This window comes from Streptomyces sp. NPDC040405, from assembly GCF_055595765.1.
On the sequence record NZ_JBVIVI010000007.1, the window covers coordinates 314,872 to 339,618 of the forward strand.

General features: G+C 70.9%; 25 protein-coding genes. 14 read left to right on the top strand and 11 right to left on the bottom strand.

The window, feature by feature from the left end:
• Positions 1 to 22 precede the first annotated feature (22 nt).
• The 3 genes from cydB to hisC form a co-directional block, all read right to left on the bottom strand.
• Positions 23 to 1,024, bottom strand: a complete 1,002-nt coding sequence (gene cydB / locus ACZ59A_RS28240; protein WP_470963945.1) for a cytochrome d ubiquinol oxidase subunit II — start codon at positions 1,022 to 1,024, stop codon at positions 23 to 25.
• 25 nt (positions 1,025 to 1,049) lie between these two features.
• A complete protein-coding gene (locus tag ACZ59A_RS28245) occupies positions 1,050 to 2,645 on the bottom strand; it encodes a cytochrome ubiquinol oxidase subunit I (protein WP_470963948.1) in 1,596 nt (531 codons plus the stop codon).
• A gap of 224 nt (positions 2,646 to 2,869) precedes the next feature.
• A complete protein-coding gene (gene hisC, locus ACZ59A_RS28250; protein WP_470963951.1) occupies positions 2,870 to 3,949 on the bottom strand; it encodes a histidinol-phosphate transaminase in 1,080 nt (359 codons plus the stop codon).
• A 382-nt stretch (positions 3,950 to 4,331) separates the two neighbouring features.
• Between hisC and ACZ59A_RS28255 the strand changes: the two genes are divergently transcribed.
• From ACZ59A_RS28255 to ACZ59A_RS28270, 4 genes are all read left to right on the top strand, one after another.
• Complete coding sequence (locus ACZ59A_RS28255) at positions 4,332 to 5,432, top strand: LacI family DNA-binding transcriptional regulator (protein WP_468043182.1); 1,101 nt, start codon at positions 4,332 to 4,334, stop codon at positions 5,430 to 5,432.
• Between the two features lie 231 nt (positions 5,433 to 5,663).
• Positions 5,664 to 6,758: a metallophosphoesterase gene (locus ACZ59A_RS28260; RefSeq protein ID WP_468043180.1), complete on the top strand. Its 1,095-nt coding sequence runs from the start codon at positions 5,664 to 5,666 to the stop codon at positions 6,756 to 6,758.
• 188 nt (positions 6,759 to 6,946) lie between these two features.
• Complete coding sequence (locus ACZ59A_RS28265; RefSeq protein WP_470963955.1) at positions 6,947 to 7,795, top strand: hypothetical protein; 849 nt, start codon at positions 6,947 to 6,949, stop codon at positions 7,793 to 7,795.
• 293 nt (positions 7,796 to 8,088) lie between these two features.
• Positions 8,089 to 8,694 (top strand): RICIN domain-containing protein, encoded by a 606-nt coding sequence (locus ACZ59A_RS28270; protein WP_470963958.1) that lies wholly within the window; start codon positions 8,089 to 8,091, stop codon positions 8,692 to 8,694.
• Between the two features lie 244 nt (positions 8,695 to 8,938).
• On the opposite strand, the gene thiC is transcribed toward ACZ59A_RS28270, so the two are convergent.
• Positions 8,939 to 10,705, bottom strand: coding sequence for a phosphomethylpyrimidine synthase ThiC (thiC, locus tag ACZ59A_RS28275; RefSeq protein ID WP_470963961.1), 1,767 nt, complete (start codon positions 10,703 to 10,705; stop codon positions 8,939 to 8,941).
• Positions 10,706 to 10,885: 180 nt separating this feature from the next.
• Between thiC and ACZ59A_RS28280 the strand changes: the two genes are divergently transcribed.
• Positions 10,886 to 12,325, top strand: a complete 1,440-nt coding sequence (locus ACZ59A_RS28280) for a YibE/F family protein (protein WP_470963964.1) — start codon at positions 10,886 to 10,888, stop codon at positions 12,323 to 12,325.
• Positions 12,326 to 12,361: 36 nt separating this feature from the next.
• Here ACZ59A_RS28280 and ACZ59A_RS28285 read toward each other — a convergent pair whose 3' ends face one another.
• From ACZ59A_RS28285 to ACZ59A_RS28295, 3 genes are all read right to left on the bottom strand, one after another.
• Positions 12,362 to 12,796: an SsgA family sporulation/cell division regulator gene (locus ACZ59A_RS28285; protein WP_179935449.1), complete on the bottom strand. Its 435-nt coding sequence runs from the start codon at positions 12,794 to 12,796 to the stop codon at positions 12,362 to 12,364.
• 411 nt (positions 12,797 to 13,207) lie between these two features.
• Positions 13,208 to 13,423, bottom strand: coding sequence for a DUF5326 family protein (locus ACZ59A_RS28290; RefSeq protein WP_468043160.1), 216 nt, complete (start codon positions 13,421 to 13,423; stop codon positions 13,208 to 13,210).
• 148 nt (positions 13,424 to 13,571) lie between these two features.
• A complete protein-coding gene (locus ACZ59A_RS28295; RefSeq protein WP_179935451.1) occupies positions 13,572 to 13,889 on the bottom strand; it encodes a cupin domain-containing protein in 318 nt (105 codons plus the stop codon).
• Between the two features lie 66 nt (positions 13,890 to 13,955).
• Between ACZ59A_RS28295 and ACZ59A_RS28300 the strand changes: the two genes are divergently transcribed.
• The 5 genes from ACZ59A_RS28300 (at position 13,956) to ACZ59A_RS28320 (ending at position 17,776) form a co-directional block, all read left to right on the top strand.
• Entirely contained in the window at positions 13,956 to 14,336 is a 381-nt protein-coding gene (locus ACZ59A_RS28300; protein WP_468043157.1) for a phage holin family protein, read from the top strand.
• Positions 14,337 to 14,360: 24 nt separating this feature from the next.
• A complete protein-coding gene (locus ACZ59A_RS28305) occupies positions 14,361 to 14,945 on the top strand; it encodes a low molecular weight protein-tyrosine-phosphatase (RefSeq protein ID WP_470963967.1) in 585 nt (194 codons plus the stop codon).
• Positions 14,942 to 16,069 (top strand): cystathionine gamma-lyase, encoded by a 1,128-nt coding sequence (locus ACZ59A_RS28310; RefSeq protein WP_470963970.1) that lies wholly within the window; start codon positions 14,942 to 14,944, stop codon positions 16,067 to 16,069. Before ACZ59A_RS28305 ends, ACZ59A_RS28310 begins: the two co-directional genes overlap by 4 nt.
• A 261-nt stretch (positions 16,070 to 16,330) precedes the next feature.
• Complete coding sequence (locus tag ACZ59A_RS28315; RefSeq protein WP_470963973.1) at positions 16,331 to 17,227, top strand: LysR family transcriptional regulator; 897 nt, start codon at positions 16,331 to 16,333, stop codon at positions 17,225 to 17,227.
• Between the two features lie 60 nt (positions 17,228 to 17,287).
• On the top strand, positions 17,288 to 17,776 hold the full coding sequence (locus ACZ59A_RS28320; protein WP_470963976.1) for an NUDIX domain-containing protein: 489 nt from the start codon (positions 17,288 to 17,290) through the stop codon (positions 17,774 to 17,776).
• Positions 17,777 to 17,806: 30 nt separating this feature from the next.
• Here ACZ59A_RS28320 and ACZ59A_RS28325 read toward each other — a convergent pair whose 3' ends face one another.
• The 3 genes from ACZ59A_RS28325 to ACZ59A_RS28335 form a co-directional block, all read right to left on the bottom strand.
• A complete protein-coding gene (locus ACZ59A_RS28325) occupies positions 17,807 to 18,613 on the bottom strand; it encodes a pyridoxamine 5'-phosphate oxidase family protein (protein ID WP_470964443.1) in 807 nt (268 codons plus the stop codon).
• Between the two features lie 183 nt (positions 18,614 to 18,796).
• Positions 18,797 to 20,317, bottom strand: a complete 1,521-nt coding sequence (locus ACZ59A_RS28330) for a globin domain-containing protein (protein WP_470963979.1) — start codon at positions 20,315 to 20,317, stop codon at positions 18,797 to 18,799.
• 351 nt (positions 20,318 to 20,668) lie between these two features.
• A complete protein-coding gene (locus tag ACZ59A_RS28335; RefSeq protein WP_470963982.1) occupies positions 20,669 to 21,301 on the bottom strand; it encodes an HAD family hydrolase in 633 nt (210 codons plus the stop codon).
• A gap of 107 nt (positions 21,302 to 21,408) precedes the next feature.
• On the opposite strand from ACZ59A_RS28335, the gene ACZ59A_RS28340 reads away from it, so the two are divergent.
• Both ACZ59A_RS28340 and ACZ59A_RS28345 read left to right on the top strand, forming a co-directional pair.
• Complete coding sequence (locus ACZ59A_RS28340) at positions 21,409 to 21,975, top strand: DUF2269 domain-containing protein (RefSeq protein ID WP_470963985.1); 567 nt, start codon at positions 21,409 to 21,411, stop codon at positions 21,973 to 21,975.
• Positions 21,972 to 22,427 (top strand): GNAT family N-acetyltransferase, encoded by a 456-nt coding sequence (locus ACZ59A_RS28345; RefSeq protein ID WP_470963988.1) that lies wholly within the window; start codon positions 21,972 to 21,974, stop codon positions 22,425 to 22,427. Before ACZ59A_RS28340 ends, ACZ59A_RS28345 begins: the two co-directional genes overlap by 4 nt.
• A 24-nt stretch (positions 22,428 to 22,451) precedes the next feature.
• Here ACZ59A_RS28345 and ACZ59A_RS28350 read toward each other — a convergent pair whose 3' ends face one another.
• Positions 22,452 to 23,834 carry a serine hydrolase domain-containing protein gene (locus ACZ59A_RS28350; protein ID WP_470963991.1) on the bottom strand — a complete coding sequence of 461 codons (1,383 nt, stop codon included), beginning with the start codon at positions 23,832 to 23,834 and terminating at the stop codon, positions 22,452 to 22,454.
• 90 nt (positions 23,835 to 23,924) lie between these two features.
• Here ACZ59A_RS28350 and ACZ59A_RS28355 point away from each other — a divergent pair, with 90 nt between their 5' ends.
• Positions 23,925 to 24,395 (top strand): MerR family transcriptional regulator, encoded by a 471-nt coding sequence (locus tag ACZ59A_RS28355; protein ID WP_470963993.1) that lies wholly within the window; start codon positions 23,925 to 23,927, stop codon positions 24,393 to 24,395.
• 5 nt (positions 24,396 to 24,400) lie between these two features.
• Positions 24,401 to 24,739, top strand: a complete 339-nt coding sequence (gene trxA / locus ACZ59A_RS28360; protein ID WP_470963995.1) for a thioredoxin — start codon at positions 24,401 to 24,403, stop codon at positions 24,737 to 24,739.
• The last annotated feature ends 8 nt before the right edge of the window (positions 24,740 to 24,747 follow it).

Here is a 24,747-nt window from a genome sequence, read left to right on the forward strand (position 1 = left end):
ACCACCTGAAGCAGCGGCCGCGTCAGTGGGCGGCGGGGATGTGCCGGGTACCGATGCGCTTGCGGAAGACCCAGTACGTCCACGCCTGGTAGGCCATGATCAGCGGCATCATGATGACCCCGACCCACGTCATGATCTTCAACGGGTAGGCGCTGGCGGCCGCGTTCGCCGCCGTCAGGCTCCACTTCGGGTCCAGCGAGGACGGCATGACGTCCGGGAAAAGCGCCAGGAAGAGCATCGCGACCGACGCCGCGATGGCCACCCCGGACAGGCCGAACGCCCAGCCCTCGCGCCCGCGCGCGTTCATCACCAGGGCCGCGGCCAGCGCCGCCGCCACGACGACCACCGCCACCACGCTCTGCCCGTTGCCGCTGTCGGCCTGGGTCCAGCCGAGGAACGGCAGCGCGGCCACGGCCGCGACCGGGCCCAGCCAGGCCGCGTACCGCCGCGACCGCGCCCGGATGTCCCCGTCCGTCTTGAGCGCGGCGAAGACCGCGCCGTGGAAGGTGAACAGCACCAGCGTGACGACGCCGCCGAGCAGGGCGTACGGAGTGATCAGGTCGCCCGGGCCGCCGGTGTAGTTCTTGTCCGGGCCGATCGGCACCCCGTGCACCATGTTGGCGAAGATCGCGCCCCACAGGAACGCGGGCAGCAGCGAGCACCAGAAGATCGCGTGCTCCCAGTTGCGCTGCCAGCGGTCCTCGGCGCGCTTGTGCCGGTACTCGAAGGCGACACCGCGCAGGATCAGGCAGACCAGGATGGCCAGCAGCGGCAGATAGAAGCCGCTGAAGAGGGTCGCGTACCAGTCGGGGAAGGCGGCGAAGGTGGCGCCGGCCGCCGTGATCAGCCAGACCTCGTTGCCGTCCCAGACCGGCCCGATGGTGTTGATCAGCACGCGGCGCTCGGTGCGGTCCCGGGCGAGCAGCTTGGTCAGCACTCCGATGCCGAAGTCGAAGCCTTCGAGGAAGAAATAGCCGGTCCACAGGAAGGCGATCAGCAGGAACCAGAAGTCGTGAAGGTGCATGAGTCTCTCCGGCCGTCGTGACGCGTCAGTACGCGAAGGTCAGCGGCTTGTCGGCGTCGTCCTCCGCGGCGGACCCGCCGCCCGGGCCGCCCGGTCCACCCGAGGGCAGCCGCAGCTTGGGGTCCTCGGCGGGCGGCTTCTCGTCGGTGTCCGGCCCGGCCTTGGCGTACTTGGCCAGCAGCCGCACCTCGATCACGGCGAGCACGCCGTACAGCAGCGTGAAGACGCCGAGGGAGATGAGGACCTCGGTCTGGCTCACCCCGGGGGAGACCGCGTCGGAGGTCTTCATCAGCCCGTACACCGCCCAGGGCTGGCGGCCCATCTCGGTGAAGATCCAGCCGAAGGAGTTGGCGATCAGCGGGAAGCCCATGGTGAGGATGCCGATCCGCCAGGACCACTTGGTGAGCACCGGGCTCATCTCGCGGTTCCTGGTGAGCATGAGCCGGGGGACCTCGTCGTCGGCGGTGCGGAAGGCGGGGTCGAGCCAGCGCTTCTTGCGGGTCGTCCACAGCCCGATGACACCGGCGGCGAAGGAGGTCATGCCGAAGCCGATCATCAGCCGGAAGCCCCAGAAGGTCATGAAGATGCTGGGGATGTAGTCCTCGGGCTGACCGCCGTAGGCGGCGGCCTCCTTCTGGGCGACGTCGTTGATGCCGGGGACGGCGTCGGTGAAGTTGCTGTGCGCGAGGAAGGACAGCGCCGCGGGGACCTCCAGCTCGACGCTGTTGTGCCCCTTGCTGACGTCGCCCACCGCGAAGACGGAGAAGGGCGCGGGCGCCTGGGTGTCCCACAGCGCCTCCGCCGAGGCCATCTTCATCGGCTGCTGCTCGAACATCACCTTGCCGAGCGAGTCGCCGCTGATCGCGGTGCCCATTCCGGCGATGACGGCCACGATCAGACCGACCCGCAGGCTGGCCCGCATCGCCCCGATCTGCTTCTTCTCCTTCGACCCGGGTTCCTCGCCGCGGAGCTGCTTGCGCTTGGCCCGCCACAGGTGCAGGGAGGCGATGCCCACGACGAAGGCGCCGCCGGTGAGGAAGGCGGCGGTGAGGGTGTGGAAGACCACGACCAGGGTGGTGTCCTGGGTCAGCACCGCCCAGATGTCGGTCAGCCGGGCCTTTCCGGTGGCCTTGTCGATGGCGTAGCCGGTCGGGTGCTGCATCCAGGAGTTGGCGGCGAGGATGAAGTACGACGACAGGACGGTGCCGAGCGAGACGATCCAGATGCAGGCGCAGTGGATCTTCTTCGGCAGCTTGTCCCAGCCGAATATCCACAGGCCGATGAATGTGGACTCGAAGAAGAAGGCGAGCAGCGCCTCCATCGCGAGCGGGGCACCGAAGACGTCACCGACGAAGCGCGAGTAGTCGGACCAGTTCATGCCGAACTGGAACTCCTGCACGATGCCGGTGACGACGCCCATCGCGATGTTGATCAGGAAGAGCTTGCCCCAGAACTTGGTGGCGTGGAAGTACTTCTCCTTGCCCGTGCGCACCCAGGCGGTTTCCAGCCCGGCGGTGATCGCCGCAAGAGAGATCGTCAGGGGCACGAACAGGAAGTGGTAGACGGTCGTGATCCCGAACTGCCATCGCGCCAGGGTCTCCGGCGCCAGAGCCAGCTCCACGAGAATCTCTCCTTACGGTCTTGCCGCGCTCCCCCGGAGGCGAGCTTGTGAACGTATTCACATTCACAAGCAATGATACGCACACGCCTTCGGCCCCTTCCACCTGGGGTGGGAGGGGCCGAAGGGAACATGCCTGGGTATCCTTCGCCGCTACGGGAGGGCCCGCCCGGACCCTTGACAGCACCGGGCCGACGGCGGCGGACCGACGGGGGCGGGCGCCGCGCTCACAGCTCCTTGCGGAACTCCTCGGCGGCCCGCAGGAAGAGGTCGTTCGCCTCCCGCTCGCCGATCGTCACGCGCGTCCCCTCGCCCGCGAACGGCCGCACGACCACGCCCGCCGCCTCGCACGCCGCCGCGAAGTCGGCCGTACGCTCCCCCAGCCGCAGCCAGACGAAGTTCGCGTGCGAGTCCGGCACCGTCCAGCCCTGCCCGGTCAGCGCCCCGACCACCCGCGCCCGCTCGGTGACCAGCGCCTCCACCCGCTCGCGCAGCGCGTCCTCGCTGCGCAGCGAGGCGACCGCGGCGTCCTGGCCGAGCTGGCTGACGCCGAAGGGAACCGCGGTCTTGCGCAGCGCCGCCGCGACCGGCTCATGGGCGATCGCGAAGCCGACCCGCAGCCCGGCCAGGCCGTACGCCTTGGAGAAGGTCCGCAGGACGCAGACGTTCGGCCGCTCGCGGTAGAGGTCGATGCCGTTGGGGACCGAGACGTCCCGGATGAACTCGATGTACGCCTCGTCCAGCACCACCAGCACATCGGACGGCACCCGGTCCAGGAACCGCTCCAGCTCCGCCCGGCGCACCACGGTGCTGGTCGGGTTGTTGGGGTTACAGACGAAAATCAGCCGGGTGCGGTCGGTGATCGCCTCCGCCATCGCGTCCAGGTCGTGGACCTCCGCGTCGGTCAGCGGGACCCGCACCGAGGTCGCGCCCGCGATCTGAGTGATGATCGGATATGCCTCGAAGGACCGCCAGGCGTAGATCACCTCGTCGCCCGGCCCGGCCGTCGACTGGACGATCTGCTGAGCCAGGCCGACCGAACCGGTCCCGGTGGCCAGATGCTCCAGCGGTACGTCGAAGCGGCTCGCCAGCTCGGCGATCAGCGCGGTGCAGGCGAGATCGGGGTAGCGGTTGAACGACGCCGCTGAGTTCGCGACCGTCTCCAGCACCCCGGCCAGCGGCGGATACGGGTTCTCGTTGGAGGACAGCTTGAAGGACCGGGGGCCGTCCGCGGCGGCCGGCTTACCGGGCTTGTACGTCGGAATCCCGTCCAGCTCGGCCCGCAGCTTGGGGTTCTTCTCACTCACCGGCAGTCCTCCTCGGCCCTTCCCTTCGGCTCCGTGCGCAGGCTTCGCACACGGCAATAGTGCACACCTTATGAGGATTGCCCCGCCCCGCGTACCCGCCGGGGGCGCCCGCGTACCCCCGGGGGGAGCGCCCCGCTCATGTGCGCGCGCCGGTGGCGAGCGCCGTGGCGCGCATCCCTCGTGCAGGTGAGTTGAGACCTCTTCGAGACATCGCGCAATCGCCAGGTGTGGATATGCCAGAGGCGATCAGACCCCTCCCGGACACCCCAACTGGCTTTCTTTCCAAGGGAATTGGGCAGAGCGCTCATGCAGAAACGTGCCTTCCGAATACCGATGGCGGAATCGCGCAGACCGGGTGCCCGGGCCCTACTATCGGCTGGCCATGACAGCAGCAGGGAAGCACCAGGTGAGCCGGTCGGCCGGCCGCCGGTTAGGCAGGGCGGGCATCCGGGACGTGGCCGCCGCCGCCGGGGTCTCGATCACGACCGTCTCCGACGCGCTCAACGGCAAGGGACGGCTCCCGGATGCCACCCGCCGCCACGTCCGCGAGGTCGCCGAGCGGCTGGGCTATCGCCCGTCCGCCGCGGCCCGTACCCTCCGTACCGGCAAGTCAGGGCTCATCGGCCTGACCGTGACCACGTACGGGGATGAACCTTTCACCTTCACCGAGTTCGCCTACTTCGCCGAGATGGCGCGGGCCGCGACCTCCGCCGCGCTGGCCCGCGGCTACGCGCTGGTCATCCTCCCGGCCACCTCCCGCCACGACGTGTGGTCCAACGTCGCCCTCGACGGCACCATCGTGATCGACCCGTCCGACCACGACCCGGTGGTCGCCGAGCTGCTCCGCCAGGGCCTCCCGGTCGTCAGCGACGGCCGCCCGGCCGGCACCCTGCCGGTGACCGCCTGGGTCGACAACGACCACGAGGCGGCCGTGCTCGGCCTCCTGGACCACCTCGCCGAGGCCGGGGCCCGCCGCATCGGGCTGCTCACGGGCACCACCACCGACACCTACACCCGGCTGTCGACCGAGGCGTATCTGCACTGGTGCGAGCGGGTGGGCCAGGATCCGGTCTACGAGGCGTACCCGGCCCACGACCCCTGTGCCGGGGCCGTCGCCGCCGACCGGCTGCTCGCCCGCCCGGACCGCCCCGACGCGGTCTACGGGCTCTTCGACCCCAACGGCACGGATCTGCTCGCCGCCGCCCGCCGCTACGGGCTGCGCGTCCCCGAGGACCTGCTGCTGGTGTGCTGCAGCGAATCCACGGTCTACCGGACCACCGAGCCGCCCATCACGACGCTTTCACTCAAACCGCGCCGGATCGGCACCGCCGTGGTGCAGCTGCTCATCGACGCCATCGAGGGGCTCGACAGCGACCGCCCCCTCGAGCAGGTGATACCCACCGAACTGATCGTGCGGACGTCGTCCCAGCGCCGTCCGCCGCGTACGACCGTCAGCCCGCCGCGCAGCCGCGCCGGAGGATGATCTGAGAGTGACTCAAGGATGACCCGAGGAGGACCTGAGGCTCATGGGCTTCCCCTACCGGGCCAATCCGGGATAAAAGACCGTCCGAGCGGGATCGAGTACCGATTGACGGCACCCTGGTGCGTCACAAGCCCTCTCGGTCATTCCTATGATGGGCGGACGACACCGCGGACCGCCGTCGACCAGGCAAGGTCCACAAGGTGGCACGGCGGCGCGATGGTGGAGGGGTCGATGACTCAGGGGGCCGGTCTGGAAGCCACGGCAGGGACCACGGCGGCGGTGCCGCCCGTGCCCGCGTACGGGGCGTCCACGCCGCCCGGTCCGGTGCCGCCCGCACCCGCACCCGACCCGCTGCCGGACGGGTACACCCCGACCGAGCGGCTGCCGGTGCTGGGCCCGGGGCACACCATCGCGGACACCCAGTTGGTGCCCCCGCAGGACCGGCCGACGATCGCCCTCACCTCGGTGACCGATCCCGACGCCGACCCGCTCGACGACGAGGGCCCCGGCCCGCTGTTCGTCGTGGGCGACGTCCACGGCTACCACGACGAGTTGCGCGAGGCGCTCGCCGCCCAGGGCCTGATCGACGACAAGGGCAGCTGGGCGGCCGGGAACGCCCGGCTGTGGTTCCTCGGCGACTTCACCGACCGCGGCCCGGACGGCATCGGCGTCATCGACCTGGTGATGCAGCTGTCCGCCGAGGCCGCCGCCGCGGGCGGCTACTGCAAGGCGCTGATGGGCAATCACGAACTGCTCCTCATCGGCGCCAAGCGGTTCGGCGACACCCCCGTCCACTCCGGCGCGGGCACCGCCTCCTTCCAGGCCGCCTGGCTGCTCAACGGCGGCCAGCGCACCGACATGGAGCGGCTGGAGGACCATCACCTCCAGTGGATGTCACGGCTGGACGCGATGGCCGAGGAGGACGGGCATCTGCTCGTGCACTCCGACACCACCGCCTATCTGGAGTACGGCGACTCCATCGAGGCCGTCAACGACACCGTCACCGAGACCCTCCAGCGCAGTGACGCGGACGAGTGCTGGGACCTGTTCCGCAAATTCACCAAGCGCTTCGCCTTCCGCGACGAGGACACCGGACCGTTGGCCGTCCGCGAATTGCTCGGCGCCTACGGCGGGGAGCGCATCGTTCACGGGCACAGCCCGATCCCGTATCTGCTGGGCGAAGTCGGCTCGGAGGACGGCGAGGACGATGGCGCGCCCGCGGTCGACGGCCCGCATGTGTACGCGGACAATCTCGCGGTCGCGATGGACGGCGGCGTCACCATGGCCGGGAAACTGCTGGTCGTGCAACTGCCGCTCGGCGCCTGAGGGTGATGCGGACGCGTCGGAGAACGACCGGAGAGCGCCACCGGAGCTGAGCAAATCGCGAAACTTGCTGTCACCCCGCGCCGGATCGGCTCTACCATCGGTTTATCCGTCGCAGGCTCTCCTCCGTTTCCGCCCGACTGCCGGTGAAAGCCGGCACCAAGGCCCTACGGAGTATCGGGGGATGCACCATGAAAAGCGCTCCGCACCTGTTCGCCGAGGACCGCCCGGAGTTCGAGCGAGTTCTCGACGAGGTGCTGCGTACCGCGGACCACCGACCGGATCTGAAGGGCATAGGACAGCGGCTCACCGCCGAGCAGCTGCGCACCATGGCGCTCAGCGCCTCGTCCGCCATCACCGCGTGCGCGGCCGCCGAATACCAGGATTACGTCCTCGCCCGCACCAAGCTGCGCCAGCCCGCCCCGCCCCTGGCGATGCCCGGGGCGCCGGAGGACGACGGCGACCACGCGCACTCCGCCGGGTTCACCGGCGCCGTCCTGGACGCCTCAGGAGCGGGGCTGGTCCCCATGCTCGCCGTCCTGGCCCCGGTGCTGGCCGGGACCGCCGCGATCATCTTCCTCCTCGTCGGCTACGTGCTGCACGTTCTGGACCCGGCGCCGTCCATCTCCCAGCCGATGATCACCGCGGGCTGGTTCTTCGCCGCGCTCACCGCCGCGGGCATCCTGCTCGCCGCCGTCGGCCTCCTCATCACCGCGCTGCGCAACGGCTCCAGCGCGATCCGCGGCGAGGCCCTGGCCGAGCAGCTGGAGGAGGTGGACCGCGCCAGAGAGGCATGGCGCCAGGCCCTGCTGGAACGGGGCGTCCTCCCCTTCCTCCACGAGGCCCTGGCCAACCCCTCGGCCCCCACCCCGTGGACCGCCTACGTCCCCGGCCGCTCCGAAGCGGGCCGCACCCCCCACCTCGGCTACAGCCGCCCGGGCTTCAGCACCGACGACGAGGGCCCCAGGGCCCGCCCCCGCTACACCAGCCCGGACTACACCAGCCCCGATTACGGCGGCCCGGAGAACCAGCCGGACTAGCCGCTCGCCCGACCGGTGGGCGCCGGCACCCGCGTGAACGGATCGGCCCGGCCCCGCAATAAAACTCGGGTACGGCTGGACGACCCCTTTCGTGAGAATAGAGCAATGCGGGGACCACCCTTGTGGGTGACGACGAACAAAATTCACCCCGCAACAATGAGCGAGAAGAGCTTGCGAGTTGCTGCCGAGGCGGCCACGGATCACCTATCCGGTGACACACGAGAAAGCCCTTCACTGAATTCATCACCCACGAGGGGAGAACGATGATGGGCCGTGCGTTACACGCGAAATCCGTGACCCGGGCGGCGGCGCTCTGTGCCGTCGGCGCGGCGATGGTGCTCACGTCAGGGATGGTCCCGGCGGGCGCTTCGAGCCCGTCGTCCCTGCCCAGGGACGTGGTGACGGATGTCGACGACGTCTACCTCGTGAGCCGTGAGGCGGGCATGCGGTGGGAGACCTACGGGGGCGGCACCGGTGTCGGAGCCAAGGTGACCGCCAATCGCAGGGACTACGAGGACCACTTCTTCACGTGGGAACTCATCGATGTGCAGCCGGGCACGGACTGGATGATCCGGCATCGGGCCTCCGATAAGTGCGTCAGCGTCGCGAATACCGACCTCAAGACCGGAGCCACGCTCCAAAACTGCTCGAAGAGTGACACCAAGCAGAAATTCAAGTTCCAGAACGACCCGGCGACGGTGCGAGACGCCGACCGCCCCAACTGGCCCCACGACGACAACGCGGGAATCATGATCAAGCCGGTGGGGGACCTCTCCAGAGCGCTCACCCTGGAGAACCACGGCGACAAGACCTGGACGTACCTGGAGCTCAACCGCGCGGTGGCGTCCACGTCCCAGCTCTGGCGGGTCATCCCCAACCCGGTGCCGGAACAAAGGTGATCCGAGAGCCACCATGGGCGCCTGACCGGTATCAGCCCTGGGCAGGCGCCCTTGAGCCGACCGCCGTACGAGAAGGCGACAGCGGCGCCCAGATCAGGGCTGGCAGGCTTGTGCCCCGAGGCGGACCACGCACCAGGTGACGGTCGCATCCTGCTGTGCCGGGCGGGACCGGCGCCACAACGGCCGGGCCGCCGGGCTCCGGAAAGTGTGTTTCCGGAGCCCGGCGGCCGTAGAGCAGGGCCGGTCAGTCCGCGATCGGCAGATAGACCCGGTTGCCCGCGGCGGCGAACTCGCGGGACTTCTCCGCCATTCCGGCCTCCGCCTCCGCCTCGTCCATCGCGGCGCCGTGTTCGCGCCGGATGTCGTGGCTGATCTTCATGGAGCAGAACTTGGGCCCGCACATGGAGCAGAAGTGCGCCGTCTTGGCGGGCTCCGCCGGAAGCGTCTCGTCGTGGAACGAGCGTGCCGTGTCCGGGTCGAGGGCCAGGTTGAACTGGTCCTCCCAGCGGAACTCGAAGCGCGCGTCGGAGAGCGCGTCGTCCCATGCCTGGGCGTCGGGGTGGCCCTTGGCCAGATCGGCGGCGTGGGCGGCGATCTTGTAGGTGATCACGCCGGTCTTCACGTCGTCACGGTCCGGCAGCCCCAGGTGCTCCTTGGGGGTGACGTAACAGAGCATCGCCGTGCCCCACCAGGCGATCATCGCGGCGCCGATCCCCGAGGTGATGTGGTCATAGGCGGGCGCGACATCCGTGGTGAGGGGGCCCAGGGTATAGAAGGGGGCCTCCTCGCAGATCTCCTGCTGGAGGTCGACGTTCTCCTTGATCTTGTGCATCGGGACATGTCCCGGGCCCTCGATCATCGTCTGGACGCCGTGCTCCTTGGCGGTCCGGTTGAGTTCGCCGAGCGTGCGCAGCTCCGCGAACTGCGCCTCGTCGTTGGCGTCGGCGATGGATCCGGGGCGCAGCCCGTCACCCAGCGAGTAGGTGACGTCGTACGCCGCGAGGATCTCGCACAGCTCCTCGAAGTGCGTGTAGAGGAACGACTCCTGATGGTGGGCCAGGCACCAGGCGGCCATGATCGAGCCGCCGCGGGAGACGATGCCGGTCTTGCGGCGCGCGGTCAGGGGCACGTAGGGCAGCCGTACGCCCGCGTGCACCGTCATGTAGTCGACGCCCTGCTCGGCCTGTTCGATGACGGTGTCCTTGTAGACCTCCCAGGACAGCTCCTCGGCCTTGCCGTCGACCTTCTCCAGCGCCTGATAGAGCGGCACGGTGCCGATGGGCACCGGGGAGTTGCGCAGCACCCACTCCCGGGTGGTGTGGATGTTGCGGCCGGTCGAAAGGTCCATGACCGTGTCGGCGCCCCAGCGGGACGCCCAGGTCATCTTCTCGACCTCCTCCTCGATGGACGAGGTGACGGCGGAGTTGCCGATGTTGGCGTTGACCTTCACCAGGAACCGCTTGCCGATGATCATCGGCTCGCTCTCCGGGTGATTGACGTTGGCGGGCAGTACGGCCCGGCCCGCGGCGATCTCCTCGCGGACGACCTCGGGGGAGACGTTCTCGCGGAGCGCCACGTACTCCATCTCCGCGGTGACCTCGCCCCGGCGGGCGTAGCCGAGTTGGGTGATGGCGGCGGCGCCGTCGCGGGCCCGGCGCGGCTGGCGCGGCCGTCCGGGGAAGACCGCGTCGAGGTTGCGCAGGCCACCGCGGGGCGCGGTGTGTTTGAGCCCGTCGTCCTCGGGCCGGGCCGGACGGCCGGAGTACTCCTCGGTGTCGCCGCGGGCGATGATCCAGTTCTGCCGCAGCGGCTCGAGGCCGCGGCGGACGTCGGTGTCGATCTGGGGGTCGGTGTACGGACCGGACGTGTCGTACAGCGTCACGTCCTGGCCATTGGTGAGGTGCACTCGGCGGACCGGGACCTGGATGTCCGGGCGGGAACCCGTGACATATCCCTTATGCCAGCCGAAATCGGTGGCGTTGTCGCGCATGTGTGCATCCTGCTGAGTCATGAGACCCACTCCCTACGCCGGCATTACCCGGTAACAGGTTCAGCGGTCGGCGCAGCTGGTTCGCGTCAGCGCCCTCTCAGCCCGGTGCTCCGAGCTCCCGCGATTGCAAAGGTGCCCTCACGCTAACGGTTTCCCCGCATCCCTGAACAGGGGGCCTGCCACTCTTGCGATGATGCGACGGTGACCGCGACCCAGCAGGACCACCCACCCGAGCAGCCCCACCCGTCCGGCAAGGCCCACTCCCACGGCCACTCCCACGGCCACAGCCACGGCCACGCGCACGGCCCGGCCGCCCCCGTCTCCGCACGCCTCCGCAAGGTCATCGCGGTGGTGCTGATCCCGTTCGCCATCGCCGTGGTCGCCGGGCTGGTCGCGCTGTGGCCGGGCGGCCCCGACCACACGACGCAGGGCCGCAGCGGGCTCGGTTTTGACCAGGAGACGGTCTCCGGCCGGGTGGTGAAGGTGGAGGAGGTCGACTGTGCCGACGTCAACGCGCAGCCGCAGGCACCCACCGAACCGGGTGCGCCGGGCGGCGCCCAGCCGCCCGGCGGCGGGGCGAGCGGAGCCACGGGTGGCGGGAGCGGCGGCGGGAAGACCATCTGCGAGAAGGCCACCATCGAGGTCACCTCGGGCAAGGACAAAGGCCGTGAATTCCCCGAAATCGTCCAGCCGAACGCCTCACGGAAGTTCAGCGCCGGGCAGGAGCTGAAGCTGTCGTACGCGCCCAAGGCGCCGAAGAACCTCCAGTATTCGGTCTCGGACGTGAACCGCTCGTTCCCCATGGCGCTGCTCGCCGGGCTGTTCGCGCTCGCGGTCGTGGCCGTCGGCCGACTGCGCGGCGTCTTCGCCCTGGTGGCGCTGGCGATCAGCTTCGGAGTGCTGACGCTGTTCATCCTCCCGGCGATACTCCAGGGCTCGAATCCGCTGGTGGTCGCGGTCGTCGGGGGCAGCGCGATCATGCTGCTCGCGCTCTATATGTGCCATGGGCTGAGCGCCCGGACCTCGGTCGCGGTGCTCGGCACCCTGGTCTCGCTGCTGCTGATCGGCGCGCTCGGTTCGCTGTTCATCGGCTGGGCGTCGCTGACCGGCAACACCGACGACCAGACCGGCCTGGTGCACAGCCTCTATCCCGGCATCGAGATCAAGGGCCTGCTGCTGGCAGGGGTGATCATCGGTTCGCTGGGGGTGCTGGACGACGTGACGGTCACCCAGACCTCGGCGGTGTGGGAGCTGCGGGAAGCGGACCCCACGACGAGCCGCCGCAAGCTCTACGCGGCCGCGATGCGCATCGGGCGGGACCACATCGCGTCCGTCGTGAACACCCTGGTGCTGGCGTACGCGGGCGCCTCGCTTCCGCTGCTGCTCCTCTTCTCGATCGCGGACAGCGGAGTGGGAACGGTGGCGACGAGCGAGATCGTCGCGGAGGAGATCGTCCGCACGCTGGTGGGCAGCATCGGGCTGGTCGCCTCGGTGCCGGTGACCACGGCGCTGGCCGTACTGGTGGTCTCCGCGGACCACACGCCGGACGGCGACAAGCCGAGCGGAGGCGGGACGAGCGGCGACAGGGCCGGCGGAGGCGGCCGGGGGCGCGGACGGCGCCGCCGGGCGCGCGCACGCTGACCGGCTCGTACGTACGCGTACGGGCCCGTACCGGCGCTACGCGTACCGGTCCTCGGCCAGGATGCGGTCCAGTTCGGCGTCGAGATCGCCGACCGGATCACAGGCCGCGGGCTCCTCACCGAACGGGACGAGCCGGTCCGTACGGTCCAGGAAGGCCACCAGCGGCGCCGCCCCGGCCCGGAACAGGGCCCTCTCGGACCCCACCTGAAGCCGGATGAACACGTCCGAGAGCCCTTCGGGCGAGGCCGGTGCGATCCGCACGTCGCCCTCGCCGGAGGGTTTACTGAGCCCGTCCAGCAGCAGTTCACGGGCGAAGGCCCAGCTGACCGGCGCGTCGCCGGGCAAGTGGAAGGTGATCTCGACCGCGTAGGGATCGCCGCTGTCGTACGACAGCTCGACCGGGATCCGGAAGGACAGTTCCTGCGAGACCAGAAAGGTCATCGTCACTTCCGCCTGGACTGTGTCACGCATGTCACGCATCGTTCGCCGCCCCGGGTAGTTCAGACTTGGCCGACTCTGGAGCGTAGCGACTCGACTGCGGGGCGGAGTCGCTTTGCCTCATGTGAGGGAACGGAAATGGCCAGTGTTGCCGTGGTGGAACCCACGGGGCCGGGCGACGCCGGCCCGGTGCGCGGGCGATCAGGGCCGGTTCAACGGCCGTGTCGATGTTCGCTGTCGTCAACAGGCACCCCCGGGGTGTTGTTGCGAGGCAGACGCCGAGATGGGGAACGTCGCGGACTCGCACTCTAACCACAGTGGTGCCGTGGGGCCGATGTTTGGCCCCGCGGTATCCCTCGCGCGGCGTACCCGCCGCGCGGGCCGCGGGGTCACTGACCGGGGTCAACAACCGGGGTCAACGGCAGCCGGTCACCGGCCGCCGGGTCACCAGTCGTTGCGTGACGAGGAGGAGGTGAACTTCCGTACGACGTAGATCAGACCGCCGACCAGCGCCACCAGCAGCAGCACCTTGAAGAGCAGCCCGATGACGAAACCGATCACGCTCGTGATCAGCCCGCCGAAGACGGCGAGGACGAGAACCGGCACCGCGATCCACATCACCCACCACGGCAAGCCCTGGAATATGCCCTTCGCGGCCACGTTGTGCTCCTTGCTTCTCCTGGCTGGCGGGCCGGTCTCCGGCACCGGTCCCCCTGCCCTCGATGCTAGGGCGGGCAGGAACCGGACGGAGGGCTTCCATCCCCCGTCCGTCCCTGACCGTACCCGTAGGGGATCCGGAGCGTTCCCGTCAGCTTTCGGGGGGAGAGAACACCACCATGACGCGCAGGTCCTCGGTGATGTGGTGGAACTTGTGCGCCACGCCCGCCGGTACGTACACCACACTGCCGCGCGCCACCTGGGTCGTCTCCATGCCCACCGTGATCGACGCCCGGCCGCTCATCACCAGGTACACCTCGTCCTGGCCGTGCGGCGCCTGCGGATCGGCCTGGCCCGCGTTCAGCGCGTACAGCCCGACCGACATGTTCCGCTCGCGCAGGAACTGCAGATACGCGCCCTCGTTCGCGGCCCGCTCCGCCTCCAGCTCGTCCAGCCGGAACGCCTTCATTCGCTTCTCCACCCCTGCCTGCCATGCCCCTGCCCGTCTCCGGGCCTGTCTGCGACGATCTCAACCATGAAGAATTTGCTCGTCAAGACGCTCGCCAACGCCGGCGCCCTCGGCGTCGCCATCTGGCTGCTCAAGGACATCACGCTGACCGGTGAGAACACCGGACGTCAGACAATCACCCTCATTCTCGTCGCACTGCTCTTCGGCGTGGTGAACGTAGTGGTGAAGCCGATCGTCAAACTGCTGGCATTTCCGCTGTTCATCCTCACCCTCGGGCTGATCACCCTGGTGATCAACGCCCTGATGCTGCTGCTCACGTCCTGGCTGGCCGGGAAATTCGATCTCGCCTTCCATGTCGACGGCTTCGGCACGGCCGTCCTCGGTGGCCTGATCGTTTCCATAGTCGCCTGGGCGCTGCACGTCATCCTTCCCGATGACAAGGACTGACCGCGGCCGGGGATGATGACAGGTATGAGAGTCCCGTCGCCCTTTCGTGTCTGCTTCGTCTGCACCGGCAACATATGCCGGTCGCCGATGGCCGAATCCATCGTCCGCGCCCAGGCCGCGGAGGCCGGATTCGACGGCCTCGTCGCCTGGGACAGCGCGGGCACCGGCCCCTGGCACGAGGGCGACGGGGCCGACCGTCGCGCGATCGCCGTGCTCGCCGACCACGGCTATGAGCAGGATCACATCGCGCGCCAGTTCCAGCCCGCGTGGTTCGCCGACCTCGATCTGGTGATCGCGCTGGACAGCGGCCATCTGCGGGAGCTGCGCGCCCTGGCGCCGACCCCGCGGGACGCCGCGAAGGTGCGGCTGATGCGCGACTACGACCCGGACGCCGACCGGGACGCCGCGGGCGGGCTCGACGTACCGGACCCGTACTTCGGCGGTACGGACGACTTCGAACAGGTGCTGGAGATGATCGAGGCGGCGAGCGGCGGACTGCTGGACGCGGTCGCCGAGGCCCTCGACACCGCCGCAGCGAGTACGACCGCCGAAACAGGTCCGGCCGCCGAAACAGGTCCGGCCGCCGCGTCCGGCGAGGAGCGCGCATGACCGGCGACGGCACCCGGGCCGTACGCGCCGGACTGCCCGAGGCGGAGCGTTACGAACCGGCGCTGCCCGGCCCCGTCTTCGCCGCGCACTACCACCTCCCCGGCGACGCCGCCGGGCCCTTCACCTACGGCCGCGACGCCAACCCCACCTGGTCCCGGCTGGAGGCGGCGATCAGCGAGCTGGAGTCCCCGGACGCCGATGCCGAGACCGTCGTCTTCGCGTCCGGCATGGGCGCCATCGCGGCCGTCCTGCTGTCCCAGCTGCGGCAGGGCGACACCGCCGTCCTGCCGTCCGACGGCTACCAGCTGCTCCCGGCGCTCGGCGAGCGGCTGCGGAGCTTCGGCGTTCAGGTGCGCACCGCCCCGACCGCCGACGACGCCCAGCTGACGGCGCTGGACGACGCCACCGGGCTGCTGTGGCTGGAGACCCCGTCCAACCCCGGCCTCGACGTGTGCGACATCCGCGGGCTCGCCGAGGCCGCGCACGCGCGCGGCGCGCTGGTCGCCGTCGACAACACCCTCGCCACCCCGATCGGCCAGCGCCCCCTGGAGCTGGGCGCGGACTTCTCCGTGGCCAGCGGCACCAAGGCGCTCACCGGCCACGGCGACGTCCTGCTCGGTTACGTCACCTGCCGCGACCCGCGGCTGGCCGCCGCCGTGCGCGGCTGGCGCAAAACCGTCGGCGCGATCCCCGGCCCCATGGAGGCCTGGCTCGCCCACCGCTCCCTGGCCACCCTCCCGCTGCGCGTCGACCGGCAGGCCCGGACCGCCCTCGCGCTGGCCGGGGCGCTGCGCGACCGGCCGGAGGTCACCGGGCTGCGCCACCCCGGGCTGCCGGACGACCCGGCGCACCCGGTCGCGGCCGGGCAGATGCGCGGCGGGCGCTTCGGCTGCGTGGTCTCCTTCGCCCTGCCCGGCAAGGAGCACGCGGAGCGGTTCCTCGCCGCGCTGCGGCTGGCCGACGATGCCACCAGCTTCGGCGGCGTGCGCTCCACCGCCGAGCGGCGCGGCCGGTGGGGCGGGGACGCGGTGGCCGAGGGCTTCATCCGCTTCTCGGTGGGCGCCGAGGACCCGGACGATCTGATCGCGGACGTACTGCGCGCCCTCGACGCCGCGCACGACTGACGGTGCGCGAGGCGACCGAAGGCGGCCGAAACTCGCCGTACGACTTGCGCGCGAGGGGCGCGCGGGTGCGTGCGGGTACGCCTGACGGGCGTCTCAAGCCTCCCCCCTCGTGGCTTGAGACGCCCCGGTTCTTCTCGTGGAGAACCGCTTGAACAAGGCTAGTTGACTCAGCGTCAGTGTCCAATCACAGTAGCGACATGGACCTATCGGCATATTTATAGTTGGCATGCGGCGGGGGTGCGTCGACGCGAGGGGAACCGCATGGATCTGGCCCTCTTACGCACGTTTGTCACGGTGCACCGCGCCGGGTCGTTCACCCGTGCCGCGGCGCTGCTCGGGCTCTCCCAGCCCGCCGTCACCGGCCAGATACGCACCCTGGAGCGGCAGCTGGGACGGCCGCTGTTCCTCCGTACGGCGCGCGGGGTCATCCCCACCACCGTCGGGGAGGAGCTGGCCCATAAGACCGCGCCGCACCTCGACGCGCTCGTGGAGATCACCGAGGCCGGGCTGGACGACCACTCCCCCCTGCGCACCCTGCACATCGCCGGTCCCCCGGAGTTCACCACGCTGCGCGCCCTGCCCGCGCTCACCACGCTCGTCACCCAGGGGCTCGCGCTGCGGTGCGCGTTCGGCAGCTCCGAGGAGCTGTTCAAGGGGCTCGGGGCCGGCCACCACGACCTGGCCATCACCACCGCCCGGCCGCGCGGCCGGGCGGTGGCCGCGACCCCGCTGTGCGACGAGGAGCACGTGCTGATCGCGTCCCCGCGCTGGGCGGCCCGGCTCGGCGGCTCCGCGGTGCTCCAGGTCAAGGGCGCGAGCGCGCTGGAGGCGCTGCCCGTGGTCGAGGTGCACGAGACCCTGCCGCTGGTCAGCCGCTACTGGTCGGCCGTATTCGACACCCGCCCGGTCACCTCCGGCACGGTCATCGCCCCCGATCTGCGGGCGGTGCTGGCGTGCGTCGCGGAGGGCGCGGGGCTCGGCGTACTGCCGCGCTATCTGTGCATGGACGCCCTCGACGCCGGGGAGGTGGTGGCGCTGCTCAACCCGCCGGTGCCGCCGCTGCGCACCTACTTCCTGGTGGTGCGGACCGGTGGGCTCGCGGTACCGCACGTCGCCCGGGCGCATGAGTGGCTGCTGCGCGCCGCCGTGGACTGGTGAGCCCCTGTCGACTGGTGAGTATGGGGTTTCAGCCGGGGACTGCTGCGGCAGATGTCCTCCATGACCGAACGACCCGTGGTCAAGCGCACCGCCCGCGCCATCCTGCTCGACGGCGACACCGACCCGCGGATGATCCTGATCAAGCGGACCAAGCCCGGTCAGGAGCCGTACTGGATCACCCCCGGCGGCGGTGTGGAGCCCGAGGACTCCAGCGTCGTGGAGGCCCTGCACCGCGAGGTGGACGAGGAGCTGGGCGCGAAGGTGACGGATGTGGTGCCCGCCTTCGTGGACACCGTTCCGCACCCGGAAGGGGGCGCCCCGGACGGCGTCAAGGTGCAGCACTTCTTCGTCTGCAGACTCGCCTCGATGGACCTCAGCCGACGGCACGGCCCGGAGGTGGAGGAGCCCTGCGGGGAGTACGAGGTGGTACGGATCCCGTTCACCCGCGAGGGCATCGCCTCCGTCGGGATGGTCCCGCCGTCGCTGCGCGCCTATCTCGACGCGAACGTCGAGGGCGTGCTCGCCCTGCTCGCGGGCGACCTCGGCTGACCGCAGCCGACACCGGCCGGCCTCGGTCGCTCAGCGGAACCAGCCGCTGAACGGCTGCGGTCCCTTCCGCGCCGCCCGTCGGCGTGCGTCGGCGAGCACCCGCTCGGCCTCTTCCAGCCACTCACCGGGACGCGCGGCCGATGCCGCGGGCTCGGGTGCCGGAGCCTGCGCCGGGACCGGGACGGTCGGCGTGAGAGGGGGCTCGGCGGGGGGCGTACGGCGCCGCTCGCGCGCCTCGGCGGCGGCACCGAAGAAGTCGCCGCCCTTGCGCTTGACGTCGTCCGTCCCCCAGGCCCGGCCCTGCTCCGGGTCCCGGGGCCGGTCGGTGGCCGCCCTGTCCGCGGCGCGGGCGCGCCGCCGTTCGGGCACCTTCTGCAGATGGGGGATGTGCTTGGCGCAGTGGATGTACGCCTCCTCGACGGTCACCTCGACCCAGACGGCCGCACGGCGGCCGGGCACCGGGTCGACCGGCAGACCGGGGTGGCGGGCGCGCATCCGCTCGTCCTCGACCACCCGGGCCCGGCCATTGACGTGCAGCCCGATCCGGTCGCGGAAGAAGTCGACCATGAGGATGCCGACGTGCGGGTTCTCCTCGATGTTGCCGAGGCTGGCCAGCACGCCGTTCCCCCGGTATTCGGGGTAGGCGAGGGTGCGTACGTCGAGCACTCTCAGGAAGCCGGGCGGCCCGGCCCGGAAGGTGCTGTCGCACTCCCCGTGCCCGTCGGCGGTGGCCAGGAAGAACATCTCCTGGCGCGCGACGAACTCCCGCATCCGGACGTTGAGGTGGTCCAGCACCTGCTCGTCGTAAAAGCGGTCGGCGCGGTCGGCCGTGCCCAGGCGCTGCTGGAGGAGGTGCTCACCGTCGCTCCCCGGACGGTCCGCCCGTTCCGGGGGTTCCGGGGGCTCCAAGCGCTCCGCACGGTGGCCGGGTGCCGACGCGGCCGCCCGCTCGTGCCCGACATCGTCCACGGTCCCTCGTCCCCGTTCTGCGTTCGCCGTATGTCTGCCGTGCTCCGGCGCCTACTCCGCCGCAGCCATCAGCTCTTCGATGGAGTCGTGCCGTATCCGATGCGACGGCACGCCGACGCCCACCAGCGCGTCCACCCCGCTGCGGATCATCCCGGGCGGGCCGGAGAGGTACGCGTCGAACGCGTTCCACGGGCCGTACTGCCGCACGGCGTCGGGAAGCCTGCCGCTGAGTCCGCTGGTCGGACCGTCGGAGACCACCGGACGGACCGAGAGCCAGGGGTGCCGCTGGGCGAGCCGCAGCATGGTGTCGATGTCATAGAGGTCGTGGTCGCTGCGGGCACCGTAGAAGACCTCGACCGCCCGCTGGCGGCCGTGCTCGGCCACGTCCTCGACGAGCGCCTTGATCGGCGCGATGCCGGTGCCGCCGCCCAGGCACAGCAGCCCGTTGTCGGTCGAGTGGTCCACCGTCATCGAACCGGCGGGCGGTCCGAGCCGGATCACGTCGCCGGGACGGGCGCGGTGCACCAGCGCGGAGGAGACCCACCCGGCCGGTACCGCCTTCACGTGGAAGGACAGCAGCCCGTCCGCGCGGGGCGCGGAGGCGAACGAGTAGTGCCGCCATACCCGCGGCCACCAGGGCGTCTCCAGCGAGGTGTACTGGCCCGCGAGAAAGGGATACGGCTGGTCCGGGCGGACCGTGACGACGGCGATGTCGGCCGTGCGCGACTCGTGCCCGACGACCTCTGCCTGCCACCAGGCGGGGGCGCGCAGCTCGTCCTCGGCCGCCGCGTCGATCATGATCTGGGAGATCGCGGTGTAGGCCCGGACCCACGCCGCCTCGGCCTCCTCGCTCCACGTGCTGATCGCGTACCGGGTGAGCGCGGCGAGCAGGCACTCGCCGACGGCCGGATAGTGCTCGGGCTGGGTGCCGTACTTGCGGTGCCCGCGGCCGAGCCGGGAGAGGAAGTCGGTGAGGATGTCCGGGTCGTCGATGAGCCGGGCGGCGGTGAGGATCGCCTTGAACAGCCGGTCGCGCTGGGCGTCCATGGCGGCCGGGAAGAGCGGCCGCAGCTCGGGGTGCTGGACGAAGAGCAGCGCGTAGAAGTACGAGGTGACCTTGTCGCTCACCGGCTCGATCTCGGCCATGGTGCGGCGCAGCAGGATCGCGTCGGGCGAGGCGGTCTCGGGGGCCGTGAAGACGGATTCGGCGGCCGGGCGCGCGCCCTGCGGGGCCGGTGCCTCGTCGGGCCGCTGATGCTCCTCGCGCCCGGACCCGGGCGGCACCGCGGAGGCGGGCGGCACGGCGGACGCGGGCGGCACGGCGGACGCCGGGGCGACGGGGAAGGCGGGGGGCATGGGAGACGCGGGGGCCGGTGCGGGGGGCGCCGGGCGGCGCTCCGCCTCCGTACCGGCCCGGCGTATCGGGCTCACCGGGCGGTTGGCCGCGCCGTCCGTTTCGGGGGAACCGGGCTGGTCATCGGGCTGTTTCCTGCTCGGGGTGAACCAACCCCAGTCGCCACTGTTTCCCCCGCCGTCGTTACCGGCCGACGATGTGGTGGTCGGAGCGTCCATGGTTGCCTCGCCTCGAACATCTTTCTGTCGGTCTTCGCACTTCCGCTGGCGGAATGTGCCCGCAATTCCCCGCTCTGGTCGACTGGTTCACGTGAGATTGGTCCTGTCGGCCCGCTCCGTACTCCGTTCCGGGCAGCATGCCACGCTCCTTCCGCACCCCGAGAACTTCACCCGAAGTCCGGGTAACAGGGGCTGTGTTCCCGATATGCTGGTTGGAGCGGGTTGCCCGGTTGTGGCCCCGTCACAGCTTCGTGGGACGGAACTGCCCCGACCCTACCGGGCCCGGATGAATTCACAAGCCCTATGGATGCCGCATCCGTTACACCTGGCAACGTACGTAATTACCCGTAGTTACGTGCAGTTACCCGCCAATTCGTAGGCCTCTCGGAGATCGTTGCCGCGATATCGACTGGATGCGATTTCGCTCACATGGTGATCCGCGTTCACCGCGACCGAGAACGGCACCACCGCGAACAGCTCGGCATCCGACATCGAATCTCCGTAAGCGACGCAGTCCGCCCTGGTCAACCCGAACTTCCCGCAGAGTTCATCGGCGATCCGCACCTTAGCGGACGGGGTCAGGATGCCCGCGGGATCAAGCCGCTCCCGGAACGGCACCGACGGCCAGGCCGACCCATGGGCCGCGTCCGCGCCCCACTCCAGCAGCCGCTCCACGAAGAACCCGGGCGAGAGCGAGATCACGGCACACCGCTCCCCGCGCGCCCGGATGTCCGCCCACACCTCCCGAATCCCCGTCAGCCACGGCGCCCCCTCGAACGCCGCCGCCACCTGCGCCTGCGTCAGCTCCCCCCACAGCGCACAGGCCAGCTCCGCGAACCGCGCCGTCGACAGCCCGCCCGCCGCGAAACTCCGCTCCAGCTCATCGATCTCCCGCTCCACGCCGAGCTGCCGCGATATCTCGATGGCCGCGGCCGAACCATGGATCAGCGTCCCGTCCAGATCGAACAGATGCAGTCTGGTCATGGACACCGAGCGTAGAGCCATCCGGTCACTCCCCGATCCCGGGAGTAGCCGCGGATACTCCCGCCGTCAGACGCGGCGGACGGCCCGGGGGCGGGACGGTTACGCGCATGCAACAGCTGAAACGGCCCGTGCGCCGGGCCCTCCTCGTCGTGCATGTGGTCGTCTCCGTCGGCTGGCTCGGGCTGACGCTCGGCGTGCTGGCCCTGGGTATCACCGGGGCCACGGCCGGGTCCGCCGTGGCCGCCGACGGGGCGTACCGGTCGATGAACGTCCTCGGGGACTGGCTGCTCATCCCGGTCAGCCTGCTCTCCCTGATCAGCGGAGTGGTGCTGTCCCTCGGCACGCCCTGGGGGCTGGCCCGGTACCGCTGGGTGTACGTGAAGTGGTGGCTGACGCTGGCGACCACCGCCGCCACCGCCCTCGCGCTGCGCGCCCGGATCGACTCGGCCATGGCCGACGTCACGGCGGGCCGGGCGGTCGGCGCCGCCACCGATCTGATCCTGGCGCCGTCGGTCAGCCTGGGCATCTACGCCTTCCTCACCGCGATCTCGGTGGTCAAGCCGTGGGGCATGACCGCGCGGGGGCGGCGGCTGCGGCGCCCGGCGGCCCGAACCGGCGCCGCCCGTCGCGGCCGTGAAGGGGCTGTGGGCGGCCGCGTAGGCTCGCGTGCGTGACCGACTTCGAGATCCGGCGCGCGACCGCCGATGACATACCCGAGATCGTCGCCATGCTCGCCGACGACCCCCTGGGCGCCCGGCGGGAGTCACCGGACGACCCGGCTCCGTACCGGGCCGCGTTCGAGCGGCTGGACCGGGACCCCAACCAGCACCTGGTCGTCGCGGTCCGGGGCGGGCGTACGGTCGGCACCCTCCAGCTCACCGTGGTGCCCGGGCTCTCCCGGCGCGGCGCCACGCGCTCGATCATCGAGGCCGTACGGATCCACTCCGACGAACGCGGCAACGGCCTCGGCACCGAGCTGATCGCGTGGGCGGTCGACGAGTCACGCCGCCAGGGCTGTGTCCTGGTGCAGCTCACCTCGGACACGACCCGCCTCGAGGCACACCGCTTCTACGAGCGGCTCGGCTTCGAGGCCAGCCACATCGGCTTCAAGCTGCCGCTGGACTGACCACGTGCCGGAGCGCCGCACCGGCTACAGCGGACGCCACCCGTCCGGGTCGACACCCCCGGGCACCGCGTCCTCGGGGGCGTACGGCTCCCGCGTCAGCACGAAGGTGCCGAGGTCGAGATGGCCGGGCGCGCCGTCCTCGCGCCCCGCGACCACGCGCAGCGTCTCCCCCGCGTAGTAGCCGTCGAGGCCGGTCCAGGTGCCGTCCGGCTCGGCCCGGAAGCGCGAGCCGCGGCCCGTTCCGCCGACCGGCGACAGCTCCAGGCCGCGGTCGGCGCGCAGCCGCAGCAGGAAGGGCGTGGGACCCCAGTACCAGGGCCCGGTCAGCGCCAGCAGCGCCGGATCGGCCTCGGGCAGCGGCCGCCAGGGCTCGGGGATCCGCGGCTCGTGCTCCGCGGTGATCCGTACGAGGTCGGCGGCGACGGAGGCGACCGAGGGCCCCGTCGTGACGTTGGCCAGCGCGATCCCGGCCAGCCGGTCGTCCTCGCTCACCCACAGGGTGGCCAGGAAGCCGGGCATGGACCCGACATGGCCGTACAGGAACCGGCCCTCGCGGCGCGCGAGCTGCACCCCGAGGCCATAGCCGCCGTCCCAGTCCCCCTCGGGCGGAGCGGCGGGGGCGCGCATCTCGGCGAGCGTCGCGGCGCCGAGCACCCGCTCGTCCCCGTCCAGCAGGAAGGCAGCGAAGCGGGCCAGGTCGGCGGCGGTCGACCACAGCTGTCCGGCGGGCGCCATCCGCCCGGTGTCCTCGGCGGGTTCCGGCAGCAGCACATCGGCCCAGGGGTGGACGGCCCAGCCCTCGGCGTGCGGGGCGCGCGGCTCGACGGACGTACGCGCCATCCCCAGCGGCTCCAGCACCTCGCGGACGAGGACGTCACCCCAGGGCGCGCCGCGCAGCCGCTCGACGAGCGCGCCGAGCAGCGCGAAGCCGGTGTTGGAGTAGTGGTGGCGGCGTCCGGCGGGGTGCACGAGGGGGCGCTCGCCGAAGAGATCCGCCGTGTCGGGGCGCAGCGCCCCCGGTGTGCGCTCCCACCACGGACCGCGCGCCTCGGCGGCCAGCCCCGAGGTGTGGGCGAGGAGCTGGGCGATCGTGGCGCCCTCGGCCTCGGGCACCTGAAGATGCTTGGCCAGCGGATCCCCGAGGTCCAGCAGCCCCTCGTCGCGGAGCCGCATCACCAGCACCGCGGTGAACGTCTTGGTCAGCGAACCGATCCGGTACTGGGTGTCGGCGTCGGGCGCCTGCCCGTCCGTACGGCCCCGCGCCCCCGTCCACACCAGCCGCCCCTCCCGCACCACGGCCCCCACCAGCGAGGGCGACCGGCCCTCGGACTGGCCGACGGCGATCCGGTGGAGCAAGGCGCGGCGGGTGGCGGGCAGCAGCTCCGCGAAATCCTCGGATGCGGTCATGCCCGCACCCTACGGGCCGGATTCCGCACCGTCAGGGGCGACGGAAAAGGTCTGGCCTTGACGTCGGCGGCAAGGTCTACGGTCGAGTGCATGCGGATCGGAGAGCTGGCCGAACGGGCGGGAACCACCACCCGCACCCTGCGCTATTACGAGTCGATCGGACTGCTGCCCGCGCGGCGCTCCGGCAACGGGTACCGGGCGTACGACGAGGACGACCTCCGGCTGGTCGGCCAGATCCGCACCCTCCAGGACTTCGGCTTCGGCCTGGAGGAGACCCGGCCGTTCGTGGAGTGCCTGCGCTCCGGCCATCCGGCCGGTGACGCCTGCCCCGCGTCGCTGGAGGTCTACCGGCGCAAGCTGGCCGAACTGGACGACTGCATCGCGCGGCTGAGCGACGTACGGCGGCAGGTCGGGGCGCAGCTCGCCCATGCGGAGCGGGCCCGGGCGGCGCTGGAGGCAGCGGCGACGGCACCCGGCGGAGCGCCGGAGCCGCGCTGCGCGCTGACCCCGTACGACCCGCCCGCGAGCGACGAAACGAATCCAAGGGAACAAAGGGGATGAATGAGATGACACGGACTCAGGCCAGGGAAGTGGCCACGGTCACGGACGCCACCTTCGCCGAGGAGGTGCTGACAGCCGGGCTGCCGGTCCTCGTGGACTTCACCGCCTCCTGGTGCGCGCCGTGCCACATGATCGAGCCGGTGCTGGCGGAGATCGCCCGGGAGGAGGGACACCGGCTGAGGGTGGTCCGGCTGGACGTGGACACGAACCCGGAGACGACGGTGGCGTACGGCGTGCTGTCGATGCCGACGCTGATGCTGTTCCGGGCGGGCGAACCGGTGCGCTCCATGGTCGGAGCCCGCCCCAAGCGACGGCTGCTGCAGGAACTGGACGACGTGCTCTGAGCCGCCGC

Excerpts from the sequence above, each read along its gene's own strand:
- cydB (WP_470963945.1), bottom strand. The coding sequence starts at position 1,024 with ATGCACCTTCACGACTTCTGGTTCCTGCTGATCGCCTTCCTGTGGACC.
- ACZ59A_RS28255 (WP_468043182.1), top strand. The coding sequence starts at position 4,332 with ATGACAGCAGCAGGGAAGCACCAGGTGAGCCGGTCGGCCGGCCGCCGG.
- ACZ59A_RS28260 (WP_468043180.1), top strand. The coding sequence starts at position 5,664 with ATGACTCAGGGGGCCGGTCTGGAAGCCACGGCAGGGACCACGGCGGCG.
- ACZ59A_RS28265 (WP_470963955.1), top strand. The coding sequence starts at position 6,947 with ATGAAAAGCGCTCCGCACCTGTTCGCCGAGGACCGCCCGGAGTTCGAG.
- thiC (WP_470963961.1), bottom strand. The coding sequence starts at position 10,705 with ATGACTCAGCAGGATGCACACATGCGCGACAACGCCACCGATTTCGGC.
- ACZ59A_RS28285 (WP_179935449.1), bottom strand. The coding sequence starts at position 12,796 with ATGCGTGACACAGTCCAGGCGGAAGTGACGATGACCTTTCTGGTCTCG.
- ACZ59A_RS28295 (WP_179935451.1), bottom strand. The coding sequence starts at position 13,889 with ATGAAGGCGTTCCGGCTGGACGAGCTGGAGGCGGAGCGGGCCGCGAAC.
- ACZ59A_RS28300 (WP_468043157.1), top strand. The coding sequence starts at position 13,956 with ATGAAGAATTTGCTCGTCAAGACGCTCGCCAACGCCGGCGCCCTCGGC.
- ACZ59A_RS28305 (WP_470963967.1), top strand. The coding sequence starts at position 14,361 with ATGAGAGTCCCGTCGCCCTTTCGTGTCTGCTTCGTCTGCACCGGCAAC.
- ACZ59A_RS28310 (WP_470963970.1), top strand. The coding sequence starts at position 14,942 with ATGACCGGCGACGGCACCCGGGCCGTACGCGCCGGACTGCCCGAGGCG.
- ACZ59A_RS28315 (WP_470963973.1), top strand. The coding sequence starts at position 16,331 with ATGGATCTGGCCCTCTTACGCACGTTTGTCACGGTGCACCGCGCCGGG.
- ACZ59A_RS28320 (WP_470963976.1), top strand. The coding sequence starts at position 17,288 with ATGACCGAACGACCCGTGGTCAAGCGCACCGCCCGCGCCATCCTGCTC.
- ACZ59A_RS28330 (WP_470963979.1), bottom strand. The coding sequence starts at position 20,317 with ATGGACGCTCCGACCACCACATCGTCGGCCGGTAACGACGGCGGGGGA.
- ACZ59A_RS28335 (WP_470963982.1), bottom strand. The coding sequence starts at position 21,301 with ATGACCAGACTGCATCTGTTCGATCTGGACGGGACGCTGATCCATGGT.
- ACZ59A_RS28340 (WP_470963985.1), top strand. The coding sequence starts at position 21,409 with ATGCAACAGCTGAAACGGCCCGTGCGCCGGGCCCTCCTCGTCGTGCAT.
- ACZ59A_RS28350 (WP_470963991.1), bottom strand. The coding sequence starts at position 23,834 with ATGACCGCATCCGAGGATTTCGCGGAGCTGCTGCCCGCCACCCGCCGC.
- ACZ59A_RS28355 (WP_470963993.1), top strand. The coding sequence starts at position 23,925 with ATGCGGATCGGAGAGCTGGCCGAACGGGCGGGAACCACCACCCGCACC.
- trxA (WP_470963995.1), top strand. The coding sequence starts at position 24,401 with ATGACACGGACTCAGGCCAGGGAAGTGGCCACGGTCACGGACGCCACC.